Source organism: Pseudomonas brassicacearum (genome assembly GCF_000585995.1).
Lineage (GTDB): Bacteria > Pseudomonadota > Gammaproteobacteria > Pseudomonadales > Pseudomonadaceae > Aquipseudomonas > Aquipseudomonas brassicacearum_A.
Genome location: NZ_CP007410.1, coordinates 3,594,481 through 3,611,218, shown reverse-complemented (window position 1 = coordinate 3,611,218; position 16,738 = coordinate 3,594,481). Strand labels below are relative to the sequence as shown.

Here is a 16,738-nt window from a genome sequence, read left to right as displayed (position 1 = left end):
GTACCAGCAGTCTCCATTCGTGCTGTAACGCCCTGTCCCGGGCCTTCCGGGCAGGGCTCACGCCTCGGATTCTCCTCCTTCCTACTGTCTGTCTGGGCACCGTCAGGGCTTGTCCCTGCTTCCCATGACAGACATGGCGTACCGAATGTTCTAATTTTTTTTGGCCTGTAAGGAGGCCGTCCGCAGAGGACCTCCTTCGGTTGAACGTGACGATTACCCATAGCTTTGGCCCGTGCGCCGAGGTCGGCCCAACCGCCGCCGACCCCAGCGTCCAGGCGCCGCGCCGTACCTGAAAAACACATTTTTATCGTCAACCACTCCGAACTAGAAAAGCAGGTTCTTCGATGCAATTCAGCGAATTGATGACAGCTCTGTCCCAGCATCCGATCCGTCTCCAGCAGGACGACGACAATCTTGTGATCCTGGGCGACGACGAAGGACTGGACAGTGCTCTGTGGGACAGCCTTATCGTCCACAAGCACGAACTGCTCGAACTGGTGGAGAGAAATGGTGGCGACTGGCTGAGCCCGGCCTTCCGTATCACACCGGACATGCTGCCCCTGGCCCGTCTCAGTCAGGCAGCGATCGACCGGATCGTCGACAGCGTGCCGGGCGGCGCGGGCAATGTGCAGGATATCTATCCCCTGGCGCCCTTGCAGGAAGGCATTCTTTATCATCACCTTGCCGCCGAGCAGGGCGATCCCTATGTGCTGCAGGCCTTGTTCGGAGCGGACCGACGCACCCGCCTGGACGACTTTACCCAGGCGTTGCAAGGCGTGATCGATCGCCACGACATCCTGCGCACCTCGGTGGTGTGGGAAGGGCTGGACGAGCCGGTGCAAGTGGTCTGGCACGAGGCCAAGTTGGCCCTGGAAGAGATCACACTTGATCCTGCCGACGGCGATGTCGTGGGGCAGTTGCAAGAGCGCTTTCACACCCGGCATCACCGCCTGGACGTAGGGCAGGCGCCGTTGATGCGCCTGGTTTGCGCCCAGGACCCGGTCAACGATCGCTGGGTGGCGATTCTGTTGTTCCACCACATGGCAATGGATCACGCGGCGCTGGAGCTGGTGCAGCATGAGATGCAGGCGTTCCTGCTCGGACAAGCCGATGGGTTGCCTGACGCGGTGCCGTATCGCAACTATGTGGCGCAGGTCCGGCTGGGCGTGGGCGGCGACGCCCATGAAGAGTTTTTCCGCGAGATGCTGGCCGATGTCGATGAACCGACGCTGCCCCTGGGGTTTGCCGCGGTACCTGAAGACGAGTCGGTGATCGAGGAAGTTCATCTGGCGATCGATGGCGCGTTGAGCCGTCGCTTGCGAGTGCAGGCTCGCCAGTTGGGCGTCAGCGCGGCAAGCCTGCACCACTTGGCCTGGGCACAGGTAGTGGGTGCCGTCAGCGGTCGTCAGGACGTGGTGTTCGGCACGGTGTTGATGGGCCGGATGCAGGGTGGCGACGGTGCCGACCGCGCGCTGGGCATGTTCATCAATACGCTGCCGTTGCGGGTGAAATTGGCGGGGCAAGGTGCGCGTGAGGGTGTCAAAGCCACCCATGCGGGCCTGACGGCGTTGCTCGGCCATGAGCACGCTTCGTTGGCCCTGGCCCAGCGCTGCAGCGGTGTGCCAGCGCCTGCTCCGCTATTCGGTTCGCTGCTCAACTACCGACACAGCGGCACGGCGCAAGCGCCTACGGCAGAGACGCTCGGGGCTTGGGAAGGACTGCATTCACTGGGTGGTGCAGAGGGCACCAACTACCCGCTGACCTTATCGGTGGATGATTTGGGCGAAGGCTTCAGCCTGAGTGTGCTGGCCTTGGCCGGGATCGGTGCCCAACGCATTGCCGGGTATATGCAGCAGGCGTTGGAGAATCTGGCCGGGATGCTCGAACAGACACCAGAGGCGCCGCTGCAGCGGCGGTCGATCCTGCCCGCTGCGGAGCGCGAGCAACTGCTGGTGACGTTCAACGCCACCGAGGCGGATTACCCGCAGGCGCAGACCGTCCACGGACTGTTCGAAGAGCAGGTGCAACGCACGCCGGAGGCTATCGCGGTGATTCGTGGCGAGCAGCGCTTGAGCTATCGAGAGCTGAACGAGCGCGCCAACCGCTTGGCCCATTACCTGCGCAAGCAGGGCGTCGAACCCGATGCGCGGGTGGCGATCTGCGTCGAGCGCGGTATCGAGATGGTCGTGGGCTTGCTGGCGATTCTCAAGGCCGGCGGCGGTTATGTGCCGCTGGACCCGGCGTATCCGCTGGATCGGATTGCCTACATGCTCGAAGACAGTGCCCCGGCGGCCGTGTTGGCGCAAGCCGCGACCCTTGGGCTGCTGATGGACGCTTCGATGCCGGTGATCGATCTCGATGGCGGTCTCTGGCAGGACGAGTCTGCCCTGAATCCAGAGGTTGCGGAGCTGACTTCAGCGCATCTGGCCTACGTGATCTACACCTCGGGTTCGACCGGTCTGCCCAAAGGCGTGATGATCGAACATCGAAACACGGTGAATTTCCTGACTTGGGCGCACCGTTCGTTCGACTCTGACCTCTTGGCGAAAACCCTGTTCTCGACCTCGTTGAACTTCGACCTGGCGGTCTATGAATGCTTTGCGCCGTTGACCTCGGGCGGCAGCATCGAAGTCGTCACTAATGTGCTGGAACTGCAACAGGGCGAGCACGACATCACCTTGATCAACACCGTGCCTTCGGCGCTTAAGGCGTTGCTGGAATCGGGTGGCGTGGGTGAGGGCGTCGACACGGTCAACGTCGCGGGTGAAGCACTTAAACGTTCTCTGGTGGAAAGTCTGTTCGAACAGACCCAGGTCAAACGCCTGTGCAACCTCTACGGTCCTTCGGAAACCACGACTTACTCAAGCTGGGTATCGATGGCCCGCGAAGACGGGTTCGCCGCGCACATCGGCAAACCGATCGCCAACACCCAGTTCTACTTGCTGGATGAACACAAACAACCGGTGCCAATGGGCGTACCGGGCGAAATCTACATCGGTGGTGCCGGGGTCGCTCGCGGTTATCTCAATCGTGATGACCTGACCGCCGAGCGGTTCCTCAAGGACCCATTCAGCAGCGCGCCAAACGCCCGCATGTACAAGACCGGCGACTTGGGCCGCTACTTGCCAGACGGCGACATCGAATACCTGGGGCGCAACGACGATCAGGTGAAGATCCGCGGGTTCCGCATCGAACTGGGGGAGATCGAAGCCAAGCTCACCCGACACGATGCAGTGAAAGAAGCCGTGGTCCTGGCCCGGGAAGATGCACCGGGCGACAAACGCCTGGTCGCCTATTTCACCCCACGCTCGCCAGGCGACGCGGTGGACATCGAAGCCCTGCGTGCGCACCTGCAAGTGCAGCTGCCAGCCTACATGGTACCCGCCGCCTACGTGCGGCTCGACGCCTTGCCACTGACGCCGAACGGCAAACTCGACCGCAAGGCCCTGCCGGCCCCAGACCTCGACGCACTGATCACCCGTGGCTACGAAGCCCCGCAAGGCGACGTCGAAACCATCCTGGTGCAGATCTGGCAGGACTTGCTCAAGGTCGAGCGCGTCGGTCGTCATGATCACTTCTTCGAACTGGGCGGGCATTCGCTGCTAGCGGTCAGCCTGATCGAGCGCATGCGCCAGGTCGGCCTGAGTGCAGACGTGCGTGTGCTGTTCAGCCAACCCACGCTGGCCGCACTGGCGGCCGCCGTCGGCAGCGGGAGGGAGATCAGCGTACCGGTGAACCTGATTCCAGCCAATTGCGAACGCATCACCCCCGAGCGGGTGCCGCTGGTCAGCCTGTCCCAGGAAACCATCGACCGCATCGTGGCGACAGTGCCGGGCGGTGCACGCAACGTGCAGGACATCTATCCGCTGGCCCCACTGCAGGAGGGGATTTTCTACCATCACCTTGCCGCCGAGCAGGGCGATCCGTATTTGCTCCAGTCGCAGTTTACCTTCGACAACCGGGAACGCCTCGATGCGTTTGTCCAAGCGCTGCAGATCGTCATCGATCGTCACGACATCTTGCGCACCAGCATAGTGTGGGACGGGCTGGATGAACCCATCCAAGTGGTCTGGCGCGAGGCGAAGCTGCACCTCGAAGCGGTCGATCTCAATCCGGCCGCCGGCGATGTCGCTGCGCAGATGCGCGAGCGTTTCGACCCGCGGCATCATTGGCTGGACCTCACCCGGGCTCCGATGATGCGTTTGGCATACGGGCAGGACGAGGCCAACCAGCGCCTGGTCGCGACGCTGTTGTTCCATCACATCGCCCTGGACCATACGGCGATGGAGGTGGTGCAGCATGAGATGCAGGCGTACCTGCTCGGGGAATCCGGGCAACTGGCGCAAGCGGTGCCCTATCGCAATTATGTGGCGCAGGCCCGCTTGGGCGTGAGCCGTGAAGAGCATGAGGCGTTCTTTCGCGACATGCTCGGTGATATCGACGAGCCGACATTACCGTTCAATTTGCACAACGTGCAGGGTGGCGGGCGCGACATCGAAGAAGCCAGCCTGTTGGTGGGATCGCCCTTGGACCTGCGCCTGCGGGCACAGGCGCGTCAGCTGGGGGTGAGCGCCGCCAGCCTGGTGCACTTGGCCTGGGCCCAAGTGCTGGGCAAGGTATCCGGCAAGCAGGACGTGGTGTTCGGGACGGTGCTGATGGGCCGGATGCAGGGCGGCGAAGGGGCTGACCGTGCACTGGGCATGTTCATCAATACCTTGCCCCTTCGCGTGAGCCTGGGGGATCAAGGCGTCAAGGCCGGCGTCAAGGCGGTCCATGGGCGCCTGACGGCGCTGCTGGGGCACGAACATGCTTCGCTGGCACTGGCCCAGCGTTGCAGCGGTGTGACGGCGCCATTGCCGCTGTTCAGCGCCTTGCTCAACTATCGGCACCGTGCTATGGGCGTGGCTTCGGCGCAGGCGCAGCAAGCGTGGCGCGGGATCGACGTCCTGGATGGGGGAGAAGGCACCAACTATCCGCTGACATTGAACGTTGATGACCTGGGGAATGGTTTTAACCTGACGGTGCTGGTTGCAGCGCAGATCGGCGCGCAACGGGTCTGCGCTTATGTGCACACGGCGCTGGAAACGCTGGTGCAAGCGCTGGAACAGACACCTCAGGCGGCTTTGTATCGCCTGCCGATTTTGCCATCTGCGGAACGCGAGCAATTGCTGGTGACGTTCAACGCCACGCAGGCGGATTACCCGCAGCAGCAGACGATTCATGGGTTGTTCGAGGCTCAGGTCCGGCGTACGCCGGAGGCTGTCGCGGTGATCCGTGGTGAGCAGCGTTTGAGCTATCACCAGTTGAATGAGCGGGCCAACCGGTTGGCGCATTACCTGCGCAAGCAGGGCGTAGAGCCCGATTCACGGGTGGCGATCTGCGTCGAGCGTGGCGCGGACATGGTGGTAGGGCTGTTGGCGATTCTCAAGGCCGGCGGTGGTTATGTGCCGTTGGATCCGGCGTATCCACTGGATCGGATTGCCTACATGCTTGAAGACAGCGCTCCGGCGGCCGTGTTGGCGCAGGCGGCGACCCTTGAATTGCTGGCAGAAGCGTCGATGCCCGTGATCAATCTCGACAGCGGGCTCTGGCAGGAGGAGTCCGCCCTGAATCCAGAAATTGCTGAGCTGACTTCGTCGCATCTGGCTTACTTGATCTACACCTCCGGTTCGACCGGTCTGCCTAAAGGCGTGATGATCGAACACCGTAATACGGTGAATTTCCTCACCTGGGCGCACCGTTCGTTCGACTCTGAAACACTGGCGAAAACCCTGTTCTCCACCTCGTTGAACTTCGACCTGGCGGTCTATGAGTGCTTCGCGCCGCTGACTTCGGGTGGCAGCATCGAAGTCGTCACTAATGTGCTGGAACTGCAACAGGGCGAGCACGACATCACGCTGATCAATACCGTACCTTCGGCGCTCAAGGCGTTGCTGGAATCGGGTGGCGTGGGCGAGGGCGTCGACACGGTCAACGTCGCCGGTGAAGCACTCAAGCGCAGTCTGGTAGAAAACCTGTTCGAACAGACCCGGGTCAAGCGCCTGTGCAACCTCTACGGTCCTTCGGAAACCACGACTTACTCCAGCTGGGTATCGATGGCCCGCGAAGACGGGTTCGCCGCGCACATCGGCAAACCGGTCGCCAACACCCAGTTCTACTTGCTGGACGAACACAAGCAACCCGTACCACTGGGCGTGCCGGGGGAAATCTATATCGGCGGCGCTGGTGTGGCTCGCGGCTACCTCAATCGCGATGACCTCACCGCCGAGCGCTTCCTCAAGGATCCGTTCAGCAGCGCGCCAAACGCCCGGATGTACAAGACCGGCGACTTGGGCCGCTACCTGCCCGACGGCAACATCGAATACCTGGGCCGTAACGACGACCAGGTGAAGATCCGTGGTTTCCGCATCGAACTGGGGGAGATCGAAGCCAAACTCGCCCAGCATCCAAGTCTCAAGGAAACCGTGGTCCTGGCCCGCGAAGACGTACCGGGTGACAAACGCCTGGTCGCCTATTTCACTCAACACTCGCCGGACGAAACGGCCGACATCGAAGCTTTGCGTACACACCTGCAAGCGCATCTGCCGGCCTACATGGTACCGGTGGCCTACGTCCGCCTCGACGCATTGCCACTGACCCCCAACGGCAAGCTCGACCGCAAGGCGCTCCCGTCCCCCGACCTCGACGCGCTGATCACCCGTGGCTATGAAGCCCCGCAAGGCGAAGCCGAAATCGCCCTGGCGCAAATCTGGCAGGACCTGCTGGGTGTGCAACAGGTCGGTCGCCACGACCATTTCTTCGAGCTGGGCGGGCATTCCCTGCTGGCGGTCAGCCTGATCGGACGGATGCGCCAGCTTGGCCTGTCGGCGGACGTCCGGGTACTGTTCAGCCAGCCAACCCTGGCGGCACTGGCCGCGGCGGTGGGCAGTGGCAGCGAGGTCGCAGTACCGGACAACGGCATTCTGCTGGGGTGCACCCGGATCACGCCGGCGATGCTGCCCTTGGTCGAGCTGGACCAGCAGGACATCGATCGCATTGTGGAAAGCGTGCCGGGTGGTGCGCGTAACGTGCAGGACATCTATCCCCTGGCGCCGTTGCAGGAAGGGATTCTCTATCACCACATCGCTGCGCACACGGGTGACCCCTATGTGCTGCAAGCCACGTTCACCGTCGCGGACCGCGAGCGGCTGGAGGCGTTTGCCCAGGCCCTGCAGGGTGTGATCGACCGCCATGACATCCTGCGCACCTCGGTGGTCTGGGAAGGTCTCGATGAGCCGGTGCAGGTGGTCTGGCGTAAAGCGCAACTGGCGGTCGAAGAAGTTGTGCTGACTGCCGAGGCGGGCGATATCGCCGGCCAGTTGCGCGAGCGTTTCGACACGCTGCACTACCGTCTGAACATGCAGCAAGCGCCGTTGATGCGCATCGCCTTCGCCCATGACCCCGCCAACCAGCGTTGGGTGGCGATGTTGCTGTTCCATCACATGGCCCTCGATCACACGGCGCTGGAAGTGGTCCAGCACGAAATGCAGGTACACCTGCTGGGCCAGGCCGATCAACTGGGCGAAGCGGTGCCGTTCCGTAATTACGTGGCTCAGGCTCGTCTGGGTATCAGTCGAGAGGAACACGAAGGGTTCTTCCGTGAGATGTTGGGTGATCTGGACGAGCCCACGCTACCGTTCGGCTTGCTGGACGTACGCGGCGATGGCAGCGATATCGAAGAAGGCCGGCTGAACCTCACTGCCGACCTGAGTCGCCGTCTGCGGGCCCAGGCCCGCCAGTTGGGCGTGAGCGCCGCGAGCCTGCATCACCTGGCCTGGGCGCAAGTGCTGGGACAAGTGTCCGGCAAGCAGGACGTGGTATTCGGCACCGTGCTGATGGGCCGAATGCAGGGTGGCGACGGCGCCGACCGTGCGCTGGGCATGTTCATCAATACCTTGCCGTTGCGGGTGGATGTCGGTAGCCAAGGCGTGCGTGACGGTGTGAAAGCCACTCACGCTCGCCTGACCGGGTTGTTGGGCCACGAGCACGCCTCGCTGGCCTTGGCCCAGCGTTGCAGCGGCGTAGCCGCACCGATGCCGCTGTTCAGCGCCTTGCTCAATTACCGGCACAGCGCAGCGGGCACGGCGTCAAGTGACGCCCTGGCGGCCTGGGACGGCATTCAACTGCTGAGCAATGAAGAACGGACGAACTACCCACTGACTCTGTCGGTGGACGATTTGGCTGAAGATTTCAGTTTGTCGGCGCTGGCCCTACCGCAGATCGGTGCGCAGCGGGTCTGCGCCTATATGAACATCGCGCTGGAACATCTGGTGCAGGCGCTGGAGCAGGCACCGACGACGCCGTTGAGTCGATTGTCGATCCTGCCGTCCGCCGAGCGTCGCCAGTTGTTGGTGGACTTCAACGCCACCACCCGCAGCTATCCGCAGGACAGGACCGTTCATGGCCTGTTCGAGGCGCAGGCCAAGGCGCGTCCGGATGCAACGGCCGTCGTCCACAACGAACAGCGCCTGACTTACGCCGAGTTGAACAGCCGGGCCAACCGCCTGACTCGTCATCTGATCGGCCAGGGGGTTCAACCGGGCGATCGCGTGGCGATTGTGCTGGAACGCTCCGTCGAGCTGCTGGTCAGCCAGTTGGCGATCCTCAAGTGCGCTGCCGTCTATGTGCCGCTGGATGTCAGTGCGCCTATCGAGCGCCAGCAGTTCATGGTGCAGGACAGTGGTGCCCGGATTCTGTTGGCACGGAGCATGATGACGGTGCCTGAGGGTATTGCGCGTGTGGACCTGGACACCGTGGCCCTGGAGGCTGAAGCGGACCATGACCTGAGGCTGATACAGAGCACCGAATCGGTCGCCTACGTGATGTACACCTCCGGCTCCACCGGCACGCCCAAGGGTGTGCTGGTACCACACCGAGCGATCAATCGCCTGGTGATCAACAACGGTTATGCCGATTTTAACGCCGGGGATCGGGTGGCCTTTGCCTCCAATCCGGCGTTTGACGCCAGCACCCTCGACGTCTGGGCACCCTTGCTCAACGGCGGCTGTGTGGTGGTGGTCGAGCAGGATGTCTTGCTGTCCCAGGAGCGTTTCCGTGCGCTGCTACTTGAGCAGTCGATCAGCGTGTTGTGGATGACCGCCGGCCTGTTCCATCAGTACGCGGCTGGTCTGATGACGGTCTTCAGTCAGTTGCGCTACCTGATTGTCGGTGGCGATGTGCTCGACCCGGCGGTGATCGGTCGCGTCCTGAAAGAAGGCGCACCGGCTCATCTGCTCAACGGTTACGGCCCAACCGAAGCCACCACCTTCACCACCACTCACGAAATCCACAGCGTGGGCGAGGGCGGAATCCCGATTGGCCGGCCCATCGGCAACACCCGCGTCTATGTCTTGGACGTTAATCAACAGCCAGTGCCCATCGGCGTGGTGGGCGAGTTGTACATCGGTGGCGACGGCGTGGCGAAGGGGTATCTGAACCGTCCCGAGCTGACCGCCGAGAGATTTATCGCTGACCCGTTCAGTGCCGATCCGGAGGCCTTGCTCTACCGCACCGGCGACCTGGCGCGCTGGCGCGCGGATGGCACGGTCGATTACCTGGGTCGTAACGACGACCAGGTGAAGATCCGCGGTTTCCGTATCGAACTGGGGGAAATCGAAGCCCGGCTGGGGCAGTGCGCGGGCGTGAAAGACGCGGTGGTGCTGGCGCGACAGGACGACGCGGGTCCGAAACGTCTGGTGGGCTATGTAATCCCTGAAGAGGGCGTCACCTTGTCGGTACACGACCTGCGCGGACAATTGTCGAGCGTGTTGGCCGATTACATGCTGCCCAGCGCCTTTGTGGTATTGCCGTCCTTCCCCCTGACCGCCAACGGCAAGCTGGATCGCCGTGAGCTACCGGCACCGGATGCCGAAGCCTATGCCAGTCGTGAATACGAAGCGCCACTGGGGGAGGTCGAACAGACGCTGGCGAGGATCTGGGCCGACGTGCTCAAGGTCGGGCAGGTCGGCCGCCACGATCACTTCTTCGAACTGGGGGGGCATTCGCTGTTGGCCGTCACGCTGATCGAGCGCATGCGTCAGGTGGGCTTGAGTGCCGACGTGCGCGTGCTGTTCAGCCAGCCGACCCTGGCCGCGCTGGCGGCGGCCATCGGTAGCGGCAAGGAAATCAGCGTCCCGGCGAACCGGATCCCGGCCGATTGCGAACATATCACTGCGGACATGCTGCCGCTGGTCAGCCTGACCCAGGCAACCATCGACCAAATCGTCGCGAGCGTGCCCGGTGGCGCTGGCAACGTGCAGGATATCTATCCGCTGGCGCCGTTGCAGGAAGGCATCCTCTATCACCACTTGGCCGCCGAGCAGGGCGACCCTTATGTGTTGCAGACACAGTTCGCCTTTGACAACCGTGAACGCCTCGACGCCTTCATCGGTGCACTGCAAGTGGTGATCGATCGCCACGATATCCTGCGCACCAGCGTGGTCTGGGAGGGCCTGGACGAACCGGTGCAAGTGGTCTGGCGCCAGGTTGCGCTGGAGCCGCAATGCATTGTTCCTGACGCCACGGCCGGCGATATCGCCACGCAATTGGCCTCTCGGTTCGATGCGCGGCACTATCGCCTCGACTTGGGCCAGGCACCGCTGCTGCACCTCGCTTATGCACGGGACGAGGCCCAGGATCGCTGGGTCGCTATCCTGCTGTTCCACCACATGGCGCTGGACCATACCGCCCTGGACGTAATGCAGCATGAGATGCAACTGCACCTGCTGGGGCAGGGCGAGCAATTGGGCGAAGCAATGCCTTATCGCAACTATGTGGCCCAGGCCCGCTTGGGTGCGAGCGAACAGGAACACGAAGCGTTTTTCCGCGACATGCTTGGCGATATCGATGAGCCGACGCTGCCCTTTGGTTTGCAGGATGTGCAGGGAGAAGGGCATGGCATCGATGAAGTCCGCCAGCCTGTCGAGCTTGCGCTGTCCAGACGCCTGCGGGCACAGGCGCGTCAGTTGGGGGTGAGTGCCGCCAGCCTGGTGCACCTGGCCTGGGCGCAGGTGTTGGGCAAGGTGTCCGGCAAGCAGGAGGTCGTATTCGGTACGGTCTTGCTGGGCCGGATGCAGGGTGGCGACGGGGCTGACCGGGCGCTGGGCATGTTCATCAACACCTTGCCGTTGCGGGTGGACGTGGGCGCCCAGGATGTGCGCAGCGGCGTCAAGGCCACTCACGGGCGGCTGACGGCCCTGCTGGGCCACGAACATGCCTCGTTGGCGCTGGCCCAGCGTTGCAGCGGCGTGGTCGCACCGACGCCTCTGTTCAGTGCCTTGCTCAATTATCGGCACAGTGCGGTACAGGTTACCCAGGACGCCCTGTCGGCGTGGAGCGGGATCGCGGCATTGGGGGGTGATGAGCGCACTAATTATCCGTTGACCCTCAATGTGGATGACCTGGGCGAGGGGTTCTCGCTCACAGCCATGGTCGATAGGTCCATCGGTGCGCAGCGCATCTGCGGCTATATGCACATGGCCCTGGAAAACCTGGTGCTGGCTCTGGAGCAGGCCCCGCAAACCCCCTTGCAAGCCCTGACGGTCCTGCCACCGGCCGAGCGTCGGCAGTTGCTGGAAACCTGGAACACGAGCGACGCCGTGTATGCCCACGACGCCTTGATCCATCGTCAATTCGAGGGCTGGGCCGCGACTCAACCCGATGCAGTGGCCGTTGTGTATGAAGACCAGGCACTGACCTACGGCGAGCTCAATATCCGCGCCAATCAACTGGCCCATCGCCTCGTGGCTCATGGGGTTCGTCCGGATGATCGGGTGGCGATCTGCGTCGAGCGTGGCCTGGACATGATCGTCGGCCTGCTGGGGATCCTGAAATCCGGCGCAGGGTATGTACCGCTGGACCCGGCGTATCCGCCAGAACGTATCGCCTACATGTTGCATGACAGCAGCCCGGTGGCCGTGGTGACCCAGCCGCAATGGCGCGACAACCTGCCGACCCTGTCAGTCCCCACAATTGTGCTCGATCCAGCCGAAACGGGTGGAATGAACGGGCAGGCGCAGCACAACCCCGACGTCCCGGGCTTGGAGGCCAGCCATCTGGCCTATGTGATCTACACCTCGGGTTCCACTGGCCTGCCCAAGGGCGTGATGGTCGAACACCGCAACGTCGCACGCCTGTTCTCGGCTACGCAGCCCTGGTTCGATTTTGGCCCGCAAGACGTGTGGGCGCTGTTCCATTCTTTCGCTTTCGATTTTTCGGTCTGGGAAATCTGGGGCGCGTTGACGCAAGGCGGACGCCTGCTGGTAGTGCCGCAACTGGTCAGTCGCTCTCCGCAGTACTGCTACGCCTTGTTGTGCGAGGCCGGCGTCACCGTGCTCAATCAGACACCCAGTGCCTTCCGGCAGATGATCGCGGCCCAGGGTGAAAGCGACCTGAGCCACAGCCTGCGCCAGGTGATTTTCGGCGGCGAAGCGCTGGAAACCGGGATTCTCAAGCCGTGGTACGCCCGCGAAGCGAATGCCCGGACGCAACTGGTCAACATGTACGGCATCACTGAAACCACCGTGCACGTGACTTACCGTGCATTGTGCGCGGCCGACGCGCAGTTGGCCGGCGTCAGCCCCATTGGCAAGCGCATCCCCGACCTGCAACTGTACGTGCTCGACGCTCAGCGTGAGCCGGTGCCGGTGGGTGTGGTGGGCGAGATGTATGTAGGCGGCGCGGGCGTCAGTCGTGGTTACTTGAACCGTGACGAACTGACCGCCGAACGTTTCCTGGACAACCCATTCACCCCCGAGCCGGGTGCACGGATGTACAGGACCGGCGACCTCGGTCGCTGGCTGGCGGACGGCAGCATCGAATACCTGGGGCGCAACGACGACCAGGTGAAAATCCGTGGTTTCCGTATCGAATTGGGCGAGATCGAGGCCAAACTGGCCGCCTGCAACGGTGTCCGAGAGGCCGTGGTGGTGGCACGCCAGGACACGCCGGGCGATCAGCGCCTGGTGGCTTATGTGATTGCCGAAGAAGGCGAGCCACCATCGGCCGCCGAGCTGCGCGCTGAGCTGTTGGGCTCGCTGGCGGAATACATGGTGCCCAGCGCGTTCGTGATGTTGACGGTGTTCCCGTTGACCACCAATGGCAAGCTCGACCGCAAGGCCTTGCCGGTGCCGGATCAGTCGTCGGTGGTGACCCGTGAATACGAAGCTCCCCAAGGCGAAGTCGAGACGACCATTGCCAGGATCTGGCAAGACCTGCTGCAGGTGGAGCGGGTTGGTCGCCACGATCACTTTTTTGAAATGGGCGGTCATTCCTTACTGGCCGTGAAATTGATCGAGCGCATGCGTCAGGTCGATCTGGCGGCCGATGTGCGCGTGCTGTTTGGCCAGCCGACCCTGGCGGCGCTGGCCGCTGCGGTGGGCGGCACTCAAGAAGTCCAGGTGCCGGCCAACATCATCCCGGATGACTGTTCGCGGATCACGCCGGACCTGTTGCCGCTGGCCACGCTGAGCCAGGACGAGATCGACCGCGTGGTGGCGACGGTGCCCGGTGGCGTGCGCAATGTGCAGGACATCTACGCCTTGGCGCCATTGCAGGAGGGGATTTTGTATCACCACCTCGCGGCGGCCAAAGGCGATCCCTATCTGCAATACGTGCTGTTTTCTTTCGACAGCCGCCCACACTTGGACGTCTTCGCCAAGGCACTGCAAGGCGTCGTGTCCAGGCATGACATCCTGCGCACCGGCGTGGTCTGGGAAAGCCTGGACGAACCGGTTCAGGTGGTTTGGCGTGAGGCCCGACTGGGTCTCGACGAGATAGAACTGGACGCTGCGCAGGGGGACATTGCCCAGCAGCTGCGTGAACGCCTGGATCCGCGCCACTATCGCCTGGACATCCGCCAGGCACCGATGATGCGGATCGGTTATGCCGAAGACGTGGCGAACAATCGCTGGGTGGGCATGTTGCTGTTCCACCACATGGTCGATGATGCGACCTCGCTGGGCATGCTCACTGCGGAAATGGGTGCGCATATGGCCGGGCGTGAGCAGCATCTGGCGGCGTCGGTGCCGTATCGCAATTACGTGGCCCAGGCGCGGCTGGGCGTCAGTCGCGAGGAACATGAAGCGTTCTTCCACGAGATGCTCGGCGATGTGGCCGAACCAACGCTACCCTTCGGCTTGCTGGATGTGCAGGGCGATGGGCACGGGATCGAGGAAGTCCGCCAGCGCGTCGATGCCCAGCTCTGCCGGCGCCTGCGGGTGCAGGCACGCCAGCTCGGCGTCAGCGCGGCAAGCTTGTATCACCTGGCCTGGGCGCAGGTGCTGGGCAAAGTGTCGGGCAAGGACGATGTGGTGTTCGGCACGGTATTGCTGGGCCGCATGCAGGGCGGCGAAGGGGCCGACCGTGCCTTGGGCATGTTCATCAACACGCTGCCGTTGCGCGTGAACCTGGGGGCGCAAGGTGTCCGCGCCGGGGTCAAGGCGACCCATGCCCGCTTGACGGCACTGCTGAGACACGAGCATGCCTCGCTGGTCCTGGCGCAACGTTGCAGTGGCGTGGCCGCGCCGGCACCGCTGTTCAGCGCGTTGCTCAACTATCGTCATCTCGGTGCGCAGACGGCTTCCAGTGAAGCCATTGCTGCCTGGGACGGTATCCGGACGCTGGAAGGTGAAGAACGCACCAACTATCCGCTGACGTTGTCGGTGGATGACTTGGGCGAAGACTTCAACCTGACCGTCATGGCTCAGGCACCGATTGGCGCCGGGCGTGTGTGCAGCTATATGCAATGCGTGCTGGAAAACCTGGTGCAGGCACTGGAGCAATCGCCACTGGCCCCGTTGAATGGGTTGAAAATCCTGCCGGCCTCCGAGCGTCAGCAGTTGCTCGAAACCTGGAACGCTGCGGACGTCGTGTATGGCCATGACGCATTGATCCATGGGCAATTCGAAGTCCGGGCTGCGGCTCAGCCGGATGCGACGGCAGTGGTGTTCGAAGATCGGACGCTGACTTACGGCGAACTCAACGCCCGGGCGAACCAAGTCGCCCATCGCTTGCTGTCGATGGGCATTCGTCCGGATGACCGGGTGGCGATCTGTGCCGAGCGCGGCCTGGATATGATCGTCGGCCTGTTGGGCATCCTGAAGTCCGGTGCCGGCTATGTACCGGTGGATCCGGCTTATCCGGTTGAACGCATTGCCTACCTGTTGCGCGACAGCGCGCCGGTTGCGGTGCTGGCGCAAGCCGTCACCCGTCATGCGTTGACCGAAGTCTCGGTGCCGGTGCTGGATCTCGATGGCGGCAACTGGCAGGACGAATCCGTCGCCAACCCACAAGTGCCGGGCCTGGACTCCAGTCATCTGGCCTATGTGATCTACACCTCGGGTTCCACCGGCTTGCCCAAGGGCGTGATGGTCGAACACCGTAACGTCGCCCGGCTGTTCTCGGCAACGCAGCCCTGGTTCGACTTCGGCCCGCAAGACGTGTGGGCCTTGTTCCACTCGTTTGCCTTTGACTTCTCGGTCTGGGAAATCTGGGGTGCGTTGACCCATGGCGGCCGCTTACTGGTAGTGCCGCAATGGGTCAGTCGTTCACCGCAAGAATGCTATGCGCTGTTGTGCAAGGCCGGCGTCACGGTGCTGAACCAGACGCCAAGTGCCTTCCGGCAGATGATCGCGGCCCAGGGTGAAAGCGATCTGAGTCACAGCCTGCGCCAGGTGATTTTCGGTGGCGAAGCTCTGGAAACCGGGATTCTCAAGCCGTGGTATGCCCGCGAGGCCAATGCCCGGACGCAGCTGGTCAACATGTACGGCATCACTGAAACCACCGTGCACGTGACTTACCGCGCACTGTGCGCGGCCGATGCGCAGTTGGCTGGCGTCAGCCCCATCGGCAAGCGCATTCCCGACCTGCAACTGTACGTGCTCGACGCCCAGCGTGAGCCGGTGCCGGTGGGTGTGGTGGGCGAGATGTATGTAGGCGGTGCGGGTGTCAGTCGCGGTTACTTGAACCGTGACGAACTGACCGCCGAACGCTTTCTGGACAACCCATTCAGCCGCGAGCCGGGTGCACGGATGTACAGGACCGGCGACCTCGGTCGCTGGCTGGCGGACGGCAGCGTTGAATACCTGGGGCGCAATGACGACCAGGTGAAGATCCGGGGCTTCCGTATCGAGCTGGGTGAGATCGAGGCGAGTTTGGCGGCTTGCGAGGGGGTCAGTGAGGCGGTGGTCATTGCCCGTGAAGACATGCCAGGTGACAAGCGCCTGGTGGCCTACGTGATTGCCGAAGAAAACGTACAGCTGTCAGCTGCCGACCTGCGTAGCCGCTTGCTGGCCTCGCTGGCGGACTACATGGTGCCCAGCGCTTTTGTCACGCTGACCGCGTTCCCGCTGACCACTAACGGCAAGCTCGACCGCAAGGCACTGCCGGCACCGGATCAGTCGGCGGTGATCAGTCGTGAGTACGAAGCTCCGCAGGGCCCGGTCGAAGTGGCCATCGCCGGGATCTGGCAGGACCTGCTCAAGATCGAGCAGGTCGGGCGTCACGACAATTTCTTCGAATTGGGCGGCCACTCGCTGTTGGCCGTGAAACTGATCGAACGCATGCGCCAGGTCGACCTGGCCGCCGATGTGCGCGTGCTGTTCGGCCAGCCGACCTTGGCCGCATTGGCCGCAGCCGTGGCCGGCGTCAGGGAAATCGTGGTGCCGGGCAACGCAATCCCGGACGGCTGCACGCGGATTAC

The 16,738-nt window shown here is 63.1% G+C and carries 1 pseudogene; it reads left to right on the top strand.

The annotated features are described in order from the left end of the window. Positions 1–344: 344 nt before the first annotated feature. A pseudogene (locus CD58_RS31875) lies at positions 345–16,697 on the top strand (amino acid adenylation domain-containing protein); the annotation flags it as partial. Between the last annotated feature and the right edge of the window lie 41 nt (positions 16,698–16,738).